This is a genomic window from Candidatus Clostridium radicumherbarum, from assembly GCF_045310525.1.
Classification (GTDB): domain Bacteria; phylum Bacillota; class Clostridia; order Clostridiales; family Clostridiaceae; genus Clostridium_AT; species Clostridium_AT radicumherbarum.
The window spans coordinates 240,205-252,859 of record NZ_JBJHZY010000002.1; the positions used below are offsets into that span (position 1 = coordinate 240,205).

Here is a 12,655-nt window from a genome sequence, read left to right on the forward strand (position 1 = left end):
AATTAATTCAATGATATATAAAAAATAGCTTCAAGAGCAAGGAATTTATTCTTTGCTCTTGAAGCTTATAATGTGAAAAATTTTACGGCTTCAAAACCAATATTAAATTAAATTAATAGGATTTTAATGTCTATTTTGACCACTTATTAATAAGGGCCTGCGCATCAAGGTTTAAAGCTTCCATAGCTGAATCTGATATACGGCTGTCCATTGGAGGATTATTAAGATGCTTTATAAAGTCTCCCATATGATTTACAGCCTGATCAACTTTTTGTTCATCAATAAACTTTTTAGCCTGTGTAAGGTTATTAGTTAACTGTGGTACCAATGGTCCTACTAAATCTTTTGAATTAGTATAATTATTTATTAGTCTTGCAATGGATTCAGCACTTGTATCTACAGTAACAGTAATTTTGTTTGACTCTACCTTTATACCATCGAGGGCAACTACAGCATATACTTCTGCAGTGCCTACATTATGGGCAGTTATCAAGCCATTTTCAGTAGATACTACTGCTGGATTTGTGCTTAAATATTCTATCTTAGCGTTAGAACCGGTTAAGTCTGCAGCCTTTCCGTTGGAAAGTAATGCCTCAGTAATGTTTAATTTAGAGGTATCATTTCTTTCAAAGCTAGTTTTATCAGCTGAAATTTTAACACTAGATAGTTCCACTACGTTAAACTTAATGGAATTAGTATTCATTATCACACCATTTGAAGTTACCTTTGCAGTTATGTTGGCAATTCCTGCATCTACTGGTGTAACTGTTCCGCTGCTGTCTACCTTTGCAACACTCTCATTATCACTTGTGAACTGTACCTGCGTTCCATCCTGCTTCAAAAGATCAATTGTAGTGCCATCCTCAGTAACTGTATTTACTGAAAGCTTTGCAGTATCCCTGCCATTATTCAATTCTGTCTTATCAGAGCTTAGAAAAGCAGCCGAGTATAGCTCAAATTCGTAAATTCTTGTAGCCTTATCAGTGCTATTTGTAGGCTTAGTTACATAAAGTCTTGCATATCTAGCAGTTACAGGAGTATTCAGCATTCTGTTAGTTATATTAGCTCTATTCCCTGTTACAGTATCTGCATCAGTCCATGTATTTCCATCAGAACTTACTTGAAGTTTAAAGTCTTTTGTATTCCAATCTGTGCTTTCTCCACCGAAACCTGCATGTTTAACTACCCATCTATTAATTGTATACTCTTTACCTAAGTCTATCGTTAACCACTTATCATCGGTCTTGGTTCCATCAGGAAGAGTAGTTTGTGCTGCCTGACACCACTTTGTTTTTCCATTTCCATCTACGCCAAACTTAGGAAGCTCATTATTGTTCGTAGCTCCTGTTGCAGTTGCAGCTGCATTTAATGCTAGGTCTGGTCCTAAATAGGTTAATAGTGCTTTAACATTTATAGGATCTGTTCCTATAGTAACTGTAGTATCGCTTGACTTCTTATCTGCTACAGGTCCTTCCCACTCTTTAAACATATATCCTGCAGGAACAACTGCAGAAATGGATACCTGTGTACCTTCAGGATAGCTTCCTGCACCTGATCCGTTTTCTACTGAAAGTGGATAAGTCTTTGCAGCTTCTTTTACATCGTAAAGCGGAGCAGCTGACTTTGTATTTTCATTTTTGTTGTTTGCTGCAGTTATAGCAAATATTAAAATATTACTGTTGTTTGGAAGAGTTATGGTGTTATCGCCTTCTGGCAAATCAATCTTATACTTAAACATGTAATCAAAATCATAGGCGCTATTTCCAGGTGCAGAAATAGGTGATGAAGGTGTTTTAACATTTGGATTATGAGTATGAGTAGCTACCCAAGCCACATCGTCACGCTTAATACCCATATAAGTTCCTGCAGCTAAGTTATCCCATCCGCCTACATTCTGTTTATAATCTTCTATCTTTACATTTACAGGATTACCGTTAACTTTGAAGCTGTCTGTTAAATCTCCTGCAGTGGAGGCAGCAAGCACATATAACTGCTTATAACCGGTTGGTATTTTTATTTCCTGACCGCTGCTTACTACCGCATTATTTTGTCCATCTGCAGTAGGCCCTGTCTTAAAGCTTATTCCGCCGCTTTTTATTTCAGCTGGTATAAGTTCTGCAGGAATTGAATTTCCCAGTGTGTCTAGGGTTCCATCTGCCTTATTTCCATCAAAGCTTACAACGTCTTTATTATAAGGCAATGCCACGGAAGTTGAGGTTGGCGCATTTTCCTTAACTGACGGTGCAGCTAAAGTTATTGCAAAGGATTTAGGTTCATATTTTGTCATGTTAAATTTTAATTTGCCATTTTCTACTACAGCAGGTCCTATATTATCTTCATTTCCATTTACTTCTCTTGCGCTAGCTATACCGCTGCCCATAGATAAAGTAATGTCTGAAATCGGGCTTCCGCTCGTTTCCTGAACTCTAACTATATACTCATTGCTGTTTTCAGCTTTTTTAATAGCTTTAACAGTTACATTAGGATTGCTTATAGTTAAGAAGGATGTTTCTTTACCTAAGTTTCCGCCATGATTTACAGTTTGGAAGGCCTTTAATTGCTGATTAAGTCTTTCACCCTGAGTTACAGTATTTCCATTTACATAATTTCCGCTGTGTCCATAAATAGAATACATAAATCTATTTTCGCCAAAGTCCTGCACATCCTGCTTGTTAGCACCATAGGAACCTTGAGGGGTGTGTATTAAAGTAAGCCTAAGCAAATTATCTGCTGGCTTATCCCAGCCATATTTGCTGTCATTTAATATACTTACTCCATAGTCTCCTGAATTATCAGTAATATCTGCCCACTCCTGTGCTGGAACTTCATATTCGTTTGCAGTGTTATTCCCTCTTTGAATTGTTCCAAGTCCAAGGTCATAAGTAGCCTTAGGATTAGAAGCAGTAAGTGGGAAGGATACCTTTAAATTTGTAGCCTTGGTATTCCAATTTACATTATTATCTACATCTACTCGCTGTGCATCATCACCAGCACTCAATCTTATAGTCTGAGTAAATACAGAACCTAAAGTATTACGTGTAACCTTAAGTGCTACTCTTGCAGGTCCGTTTTCAACTACTTGAATGTCAGCAGGACCACCTACATATGCCTTTGGAGCAGCACTTAAATCACTAAGTTTTACTTCCCAAGAAGGCCATGTAGTAGAGGTGTCATTAAGCAGTTCAAGTCTTGATGGAGCAGAAAGAAGTTCTTTATTGTTTACTTTATCATAAACACTTGCTATATCTCCATCAGTATTAATAGTAACTCTATAGGAATTGTTCTCCAATGTAGAATTACTAACACTTAAACCTGTAGACATATTGCTTGCTGTAGAAGAAGGCTTTACATCATAAGTCTTATAGCCTACAGAAGGCATGTCTGCAAGAAATAAAATAGTGGCAGTGTTTCCCTCTGTTGCTTCAATTTGTGAAGGTACTTCCTTTCCCTCTGGGTCAAATACTTTTACTGCTTTTGGGGCTGCTTCTGGGAAGCTTACCTTTGCCTCAACTACATCCTTTCGTGCTTTTGAAACTGGGTTATACACTACTACAGGAATTCCAGATACTTGAGTATCCATTGCATTGGCAACTGCTCCCACACCGTTTGTAAGTTCCTGAGCAAACTGATTCAAAGATAATACATAATCGTTCCATGAGAAGTTGTATGCTGAAGGTATACTTGTACCAGTTAAATCATCATGGAATTGATGCCATAAAAAACGCTGCCAAGCTGTGTTAAGCTGTTCCTGAGGGTAAGGTGCTCCTCCCAGCCAATCTGCCATAACACTTGTTCTTTCTGTAGCATCTGCAAGAAGTTCATCTTCTCTGTTGAATCTTTTAGACACTGCTTTTGAGGTATAGGAGCCTGTACCGTGCTGTATAGCAACAAGCTCACCATCAAAGGAAGGCAGCTTGTCTGCCAGTCCCTGATCAGCTATGTCTCTATACATCTGATCTGCTGGTGCACTAACAACATTAACACCTGTTGTTGGATTTGTACCATTTTTAATATCTTGTTCTACATAATTTACTGAACCATCTGTTGGAGATCCACCGGTATCTCCTGTTCCATAATATTTATAGGCAGCATATACTCCAAAGTTACTTCCATTAGCATTAACTCTATTAACCCAGGTAGTATCACTGCTTACAGGCTTAGTTATGGAGGAGGAGTAACTTCCTGGATTTAATGCGGATATTAAGTATTTTCCATCTGGCCCATACCATCTTCCTATATCAAAAGGAATACCATTTGCAGAGCCCCAGGTTAGCTTCTGGGTTGAGAAGCCTGTTAATCCCATATGAGATGCAATGGATGGAAGAGCATAGCCAAATCCAAAGCAATCAGGCAGGAATATATCAGTACTTGTTTTCCCAAATTCTTTTTTGAAATACTGATTTCCATATAGAATATTACGCATTACAGCCTCTGGAGACGGAACATTAACATCCCCTGCATCCCAGGAACTTCCTGTAACATACCACCTGTTGTTTGCAATATAGTTTTTCAGTTGTTCATATTGAGCAGGAAAGTATTCCTTTGCAAGGGCATACCTGAAGGCTCCCTCAAAACTGAACTTATAGTCCGGATACTTTTCAAATAAATTGAAATTATTCACCAATGTCTTTGGAACATAGCTGTTAATGGTTGTTCTTATATCCCAGTTCCATTGGGTGTCAAGATGTGCAGTAGCTACAGTATAAACGGTTTTGTCTTTAGTTAGGTCATAAGCGTATAAATTAGTAGTGAACAGTGAAGATGTTAAGCAGGTTGATAAGGCAGTTGCTAAAGCAGCTTTTTTCTTTAGTTTTCTTTTAGCCTTTCCCATTTTTATTCCTCCTTTTAGTCGGAAACACTGAGTAATTAAGATTACTCGCTCCCGCTCGTTATCACTGGATAGTCTAGATTGCCGATTACTCATCGGCAGACTACCCGTTTAAGCCCATTTAGGACTTATACCTCGTTAAAGTCCCTTTAAGACTTTAACCTCCTTGATTAAATATTAATTGTTTTTTCATTTTGAACTATGTATTAAGGTAAATAAAAAGCCGCTCTTTATGGAAATTATGACTCTATCCTCAGGAGCGGCTCTAATCAGTATTTAATCTTATTATTAGCTACTTAGACCACTTATCAATAAGGGCCTGTGCATCAAGGTTTAAAATTTCCTTGGCAGAAGCTGATATGCGGCTGTCCATTGGAGGATTATTAAGGTGTTTTATAAAGTCTCCCATATGAATTACAGCCTGATCAGCCTTACGCTCACTAATAAAATTTTTAGCCTGTGTAAGGTTATTGCTTAACTGTGGTACTAGTGGTCCTACTAAATCATTTGATTTAGTAAAGCCAGCAATCAATTTTTCTATGGATGCAGCACTTGTATCTACAGTAATAGTAATTTTGTTAGATTCCACAGTTACACCATCAAGTGTTACTTTAGCATAAACTTCAGCAGTACCAACATTTGCTGCTGTTATAGCACCTGTGTTTTTATCAATTGCTGCAACCATAGGATCACTTGTAAGATACTCTACTGTTGTTTTAGTAATGTCAGTATCGGTGTCATTATCTAATTTTGCAGTAACAGCTGCTTTTGCAGTGTTGTTTCTTTCAAGAGTTGTGTTATCAACTGTTATTGCAGCACTTCCAAGTTTTACTTTAAAGTTTACTTTGTAGGTACCTACTGTTAATCCATCATCTGCAGTAACAGTAATTGTTGCAGTTCCTGGGAACTTGCTAGCCTGAGTTACAACTGCATATGCATTTGGGTCATCAGTTGTAACTGTAACCTTAGGTGCAGCTGTGGTTGAAGCAGGAAGCGGTACATTATACTCTAACGTACTCTTATCAAAATTTGCTAAAGGAGTATCTCCTATCTTTATAGTGCTTAAACTAGTATTATGAGATAAGGTATCAGGATCCACTAGATTTACTAAGGACACTGCAAATATCTTAGCTCCGCTCTTATTTGGCAACGTTATACTTGTAATTTGTTTTGAGCTGTCTACAACAATTGGTTGAATAAACAAATTTGTAGCCGGCCCGGTTATACCGGATTTAGTGTATATTCTATGATCCATAGAATATACTACCTTTTCGCTTGAGCTTGGGCTTTGACACCAGTCAGTAAAGTTCAATGATTTAGTTGTATTTGTTCCATCAGAATAATTCACTTTTATACTAACACCAGATTGCGTTCCCGCACCGGATTCAATTAGGTATATTCTATTAGCAGCCGTAGCAGTAGGCAGGGTTATAGTTTGACCTACACAGGAAACTATATTCTTATCAGTGTCTGCCATAGATCCAAGCATAAATTTAATATTAGCATAATTAATAACTGATGGCATTACAGCAGCGTCATAAGCCCATCCAACTGTATCAAACATACCTTCTGCTGGTTTATCAGGTGTACTTGCACCATCAAGATTGAAATAGCTAGATAAATCTACAGAGGTAGATTTATTTTGGAATACCTTAAAGCTTGTTTCTTGTGAAGCTTTACCTTCTCCTAAGATGTTATATGGAATAACTGTAAAGTAATAAGTTTTTCCTATAGATAGATTATTAACAGTTACGGTATTTGCCATTACTCCTGTGATTACATTGTCATATACCCCTGACTTTGTACCATATTTTACAGTAATGTTGTCTGTATCTTTGGCAAAATTAAGATTCAATACAGCAGAAGTGTCATTTTGCACTATACTTGTAATTTGTGGTGCTTCAGGCACAGCTTGTGGAAAATCTTTATCATCGCCATACACTTGAAGTTCATAGATTCTCGCTGCTACATCTGATGTATTTGTAGGCTTTGTAGCTTCAAATCTTACATATCTTCCTGTTACTGGTGTAGATAATATATCTTCAGTAATATTATCCTTGTTTCCAGTTCGTGTAACAGCTGTAGTCCAATTTGTATTGTCGCTGCTTACTAAAATTTTGTATGCACTAGTATTCCAATCAGTAGTTTCTCCACCAGCTGCTGCATGATAAATCTTGAAGCCATCGATTGTCTTATCAGTGCCCAAATCGATAGTATTCCAGTGTACTTTAGTTGTCCCATCGTTGTAGCACCATTTTGTTGATATATTACCATCGTTGATAAGTGAAGCTGCCTCACTTGCATTCATTTGACCATCAGCTGTTGTAGGTCTAAATAAAGCAATATTAGCTCCAGCATATACTGAGTTTATATTAGATAGAGGACCGATATTACCTGCCTCATCCTGAGCACATACAGCATAATAGTACTTATTTACACTTGCAAAATCTGAATCAGTATACTTAGTATCAGCTGTATTTGCAAGTAATTTAGCATCTGAAAGATCTTCTTTAGTTGCCCTGTAAATGAAATAATTAACAACACCTACATTATCGCTAGCTGCATCCCAGGTTAAATTTATTGAAGGATTATAATACTGTTTAGTTCCTGCTGCTTTTAAATTGTTAACCTTGGAAGGTGCCTGCTGATCTGCAGATATTACTACATTTCCATCTACAAAAGACATTGCAGCAATTTTAATAGCTTTTGAATCAGGGAGAGTTATATTCTTTATTGTCTTGGATGAATCAAGAACCATTTTATAAACATACAGGTTATTATCTATATCAAAGGTATTTCCATTTGGTGTATGTGTATGTGATAGGTTAAGTCCTATAGTATCCTTAATATAAGTCTTTTGAGCATAACCTACAGTGTCCTGCCAGCCCGCAAAACTAAAGGTTCTTGTTGAAGAAGTTCCATCTGTATAGTTGACTTTAAATTCTCCAATACCAACTCCTGCTGTAGAATTTCCAAGCATGAATAAGTATTGGTGTTTTCCGGCATTAGCAGTTTCAATTGTCTGGCCTGTTGCCTGAACAATATTTTTATTCCCATCTGCCTTTGGTCCAACATTAAATGTTACATCCTCACTGGTAACCTTATCAGGCATTAAATCTGCGGAATAGGTTTCACCATTTCCATTTAGATTTCCATCTTTTCTATTTGAATCAAAAGACATACCGTCTAAATTGTAGTAAGTTGCAAGGTCTACAGGTTGAGTTTGAGGTTTTTGATCTTTAAACATATCAACGGCATTAAACTTAACCAAGAATGTTTTTATTTCATACTTATTTAGTGTAGTTGAGAAACTCTTTCCGCTAACCTCAGGAGCAGCTGCACCTGCAATTGTGTCTTCAATTAAGTTAACTTCCTTTGCACCAGAAATTGCGGCTGGAAGAGTAACATTAACCTTTGTATTATCCTTTCCCTCTGTCTCAACAAGCCTTACAATATAACTGTTTGACCTATCTTCATTATTCTTTTGGTCTATCTGTCTTGTCTCTGCCTTCTTAAACACTGAAAGAACAGCATTGTTATCATCTGAGGCTGCCTTAGCAAAGGATGCTGATGCTGCTAAGTCACCTGAATGATTTGTAACTGCAAAACTTGAAATAGGATAATTGTACTCATAGGATTTTGCTTCAACGTCTGCAGTCTTCCAATCTCCGCTGTGTGGATAGAAGGAATATTTTATTTCTCTATTTCCTATATCAGTTGCTCCACCTCTATTGTCTATTGGTGATCTTAAGAGAGAAAGACGCAGCACACCATTTGGACAATCCCATCCCTCTTTACTATCACTTAATACAGCAACTCCAAAACCATCCTTGGACATGTCAGCAAACTTATAGCCTTCAACTTCAAACATGCCTTTTGTATTGGCAGCAGGTCTGCTTATTGTGGAATAAGCAATATCATAGGTAACATTTTGTGGATGTACACTCATTGGAAATGCTACCTTAAGCATGGTTTGCTTTTCATTCCAGTTAACTTTAAGATCTAAATCTATTCTGTTTGTAGTATTATAAAGAGTTATATACTCATCAATTGTTGAAAGTCCTGATGGAGAAACCTTAGAAACCTTGAAAGTAGCCTTTGTAGGACCATTCTCAACTAAGGTTACAGGTGCGGTTACAGCATTAACTTCCGTTGGAGTAGCTGACATATCGTCGTAATCAATATTCCATGATTCATATTCTCTTGGAGTATCAGCCAAGAATTGAAGTCTGTTAAACTGCTGACCAGCATCCACCACTTCTTTATTATTCTTTTTATCAAATATGCTTGCTATATTTCCTGTAACAGGATCTATACTTACCTTAAAGAATTGGTTTTCAAAGGTCTTATTTGCAGCATCAACTTTAATTGTTGATGAGAAATCTGCACTCTTTTTCTCTACAGCTCTGTAAATGGAATAACCTAAAGCCGGAATAGATGCTTCAAATGCTATAACTGCTTTATTTCCGCTCTTGTTTATTACTTGATTTGGTATCTCATTACCATTAACATCAAGTATAGTTATACTGCTGTCTGGAGATGATAAATTCACATCAGCTTGAACTGCATCTGTCCTGTCCCAGGATAATGCATTATAAAGCAATATTGGCTGACCATCACCTTGAGTATTTATCCTATTTGCAATTCCATTTATTGCAGTATTTTTTACGCTGTTTAATTCATTTAGGGCTATTTCTGCATCATTGAAGGCATCAGCATATACTGGTGCTATAGCAGATCCTGGAAGTACGTCATGGAATTGATTAAGTAGGGTCTTTTGCCAAGCGGCATTGATCTTTTGCTGAGGATATGCTGCTGAACCTAAAATTGAAGCAACAGAGCTAAATTTTTCTGCTTGTTCAGCTGTTTCTTCTGAATAGCGATTATATTTCTTCATTGGATCTGCTGTTGTCATTACGCCTCTATGATATTCAAAATACAGCTCATTATCTACGTTGGGCATTACTGTATTTTTATCTTTTACCTGCTGATCCAGACTTTTTAGAGTTTCAGCTGTTGTTGACATTTTTATTGTTGGATAAGAAGAATTGGTATTGATATTTCTGATGTTATTTATATCACTTTGTGTTGGACCTCCACCGTGGTCACCTGAACCATAAAGTACAAGGCTTGAGTTAAGGCCTAAACTTGAAGTATAGTTTAAGGTATTTGCTAAATTTGAACCACTAATTGAACCTCCGCTTAGGGAATAATCATTGGTTGGTTTATAACTAGTTACTGTGCTTCCATCCGGAGCTGTCCAGTTAAAATATTCATAGGGCCATTTATTTGTATCCTGCCAATTAAGCTTTGTGGTTACAAAATAGTCCATACCGCTTTTTTTAAGTATTTGAGGCATATTGTAATTGAAGCCAAAGACATCAGGAACCCAGCCAATATTAGGCAAAATTCCGTAATTGTCTCTAAAGTAATTTTGGGCAAGCAAGGATTGTCTTACTAAAGATTCACCGTTTGTATTATTTAAATCTGGTTCAATAACCTGTCCTCCTACAATTTCCCACTGACCATTTTTTACCTTAGCATCAATTCTTGCTGCTAAGTCAGGGTAGTATTCCTTTGCCCATTGATAAAGCTGAGAAGAAGATTGGCTGAAACGATAATCAGGGTTAGCATCCATTAAATCCAAGGCCCTTTTAAAGGTATCCGGGATTACTGTGCTGATTGTTTCGGCATATCTCCAATTCCATGCCGCATCAATATGTGCGTTGCCTATCATATTTACTGTAGAAGTTTTATCATATGCTTGAACAGTACCAGCAGGGAGTGTTGTAAGCAGCATTGATGCTGCCATCCCTGCACCCATAAGCTTTTTTATTCCTTTTTTCATACTATCCTCCCATTTTTAATTTACATACGCAGCTATACTGCATATATACTGAAACAAAAAACAATTTATAGAGGTAAAATACATTGGGTAACTTTTAGTCACCTCCTTCATTTTTAATAAAATACTTTACTGAAGCTTCTCGTTGTAAATTTATTTTAAGTTTTTCTTAAAAGTATCCCATTTGTCCATGTTGCTCTTACTTGCTGTAAGTTTTTCTCTTAAAGCTGTATCACTATAGGGTACAGAGCACACCTTAGCTCTAAGAGCATATTCCTTTAATAAATTGTAAATAGTTGGAGAAGTATTTTTTATAGTCTCCTCTGTAGCTTTGTCTGCAAATACAGCTCCTTCTTTTTCTGCTTCCTTGGAAAGTTTCACTAAGTCAGCATCCTCGGTTATATCAAATTGATACAACTGATTTTCCAATGCAAACCAGGTATATAATTCAAGCTCATAATCATTTAATCTTTTTACTATCTCTTTATCATCTTCATTTTTATTAGCCATTGTACTCCATAGGGGTAAAATTTCACTTCCATTTAAATATTTATTTACAAAGCTATTAGCATCCTTTCCTAAAAGTTTGCTGACAATTTTTTCAACTGTTACAGTAGTATCTCTGCTATTTTCCATTATGTAACTAATAATATTATTCTGCTTACCAGTTTTTTTGCCCACTAAATCCTCCATATAGCTTACAGTTAATGGCATCTGAGTATAATGAAGAAATTCTATCCTTGCAGGTGAACCCTGAAGCTGCACTTCCTGAAGAGGAATAAGAGATAGATTTTGTGGATCCTTTAATTTCATATAGGTATATCGTTCAAATAGATAGCCTATCTCCTTTTCAGGAGATATTTTCAAACTGGTTTTTATATTATCAGGAAGACTTTCTAATGCCATATTTTCATAATAGGTCGCAAGACCTTCATAGAATTCTAATAGAGGCGCTTTAAGATATCTGTCAGAGGGAATTTTAGATTCAAAAAATGAATGAAAAACTCTATGAGATAGTAACTGCCAATCTCTCTTATTTGCAGGATCGAATGTGCTGGCTACGTTTTGTGTACATAAGCCTCCAATAATATAGTTTTTATTTTCCTCATTTTTTCTAAGTAATACAATTGAGTAATTATCCATGTCATAATTAAATAGTTTAGTGTAATAATTATATAAATTTTCTATTCCCTTTTTTGCATTTTCATCGTAGTACTGTTCAGCATTATTATCTATATAAACGGTGTAGCCTTTTCCCTTGGAATCTAAATGCACATCCTTTTTAAAATTTCCAAAAGTAAAAGTTCCCTGTCTGATTTCATATAAATTCATCCAAGAAGGTTTATTTATTTCAGTTAGGGCATTATCACCTTTTTTTGCAAAAGGTATAATAGCTTCCCAAGTATTTGGTGTTAGGCACCTTACTGAAATTTTATTAATTATATCCTCCTTGACACTGTCATAATTAAGAGCTCTGAGAGGTAAAGCCAATACCGATTCACCTGCAAAGGTCAGCATATCTTGATAGGCTTGTCCATTATCTCCATGCTTACCTGCCCCACCTATAGTTACCTTATAGGAATAATTGAGATATTTAGCGCCATCGCTTAATTTATCCATGACTACAATACCATTTTCACTTTTAAAATTTACACTTCTATTTAAATCATCTGTACATTTCTCATCACTTGTAAGCATACTTCCTTTGACTAATGCAAAGGTTTTGCCATTACCTTTATTTAATGGCATAATTTTTACATTTACATTCATTATTTTTTCTTCTACAGAATATGGGCTCACAGTGTATTCTAATTCTATTTTTCTAGGATAACTGTAAATGGCGTATATGGCTATACAAGCTATTAAACACAGCAAAAATGTAATTAACTTAAACTTATAGTTTTTTTTCAACTTTATTTCTTTTTGCTTTCTTTTAGTTTTTCCCATGTTTTCCCCCATACTATTTAGAATTTATTTTAAAA

General features: G+C 36.1%; 3 protein-coding genes. All 3 read right to left on the reverse strand.

Annotation, left to right across the window (positions count from 1 at the left end; translation table 11 throughout):
• Nucleotides 1-130 precede the first annotated feature (130 nt).
• Nucleotides 131-4,831, reverse strand: coding sequence for a glycoside hydrolase family 38 N-terminal domain-containing protein (locus ACJDUH_RS10985; protein ID WP_406765242.1), 4,701 nt, complete (start codon nucleotides 4,829-4,831; stop codon nucleotides 131-133).
• Between the two features lie 289 nt (nucleotides 4,832-5,120).
• Complete coding sequence (locus ACJDUH_RS10990; RefSeq protein WP_406765243.1) at nucleotides 5,121-10,676, reverse strand: glycoside hydrolase family 38 N-terminal domain-containing protein; 5,556 nt, start codon at nucleotides 10,674-10,676, stop codon at nucleotides 5,121-5,123.
• Between the two features lie 150 nt (nucleotides 10,677-10,826).
• On the reverse strand, nucleotides 10,827-12,620 hold the full coding sequence (locus tag ACJDUH_RS10995) for a hypothetical protein (protein ID WP_406765244.1): 1,794 nt from the start codon (nucleotides 12,618-12,620) through the stop codon (nucleotides 10,827-10,829).
• Between the last annotated feature and the right edge of the window lie 35 nt (nucleotides 12,621-12,655).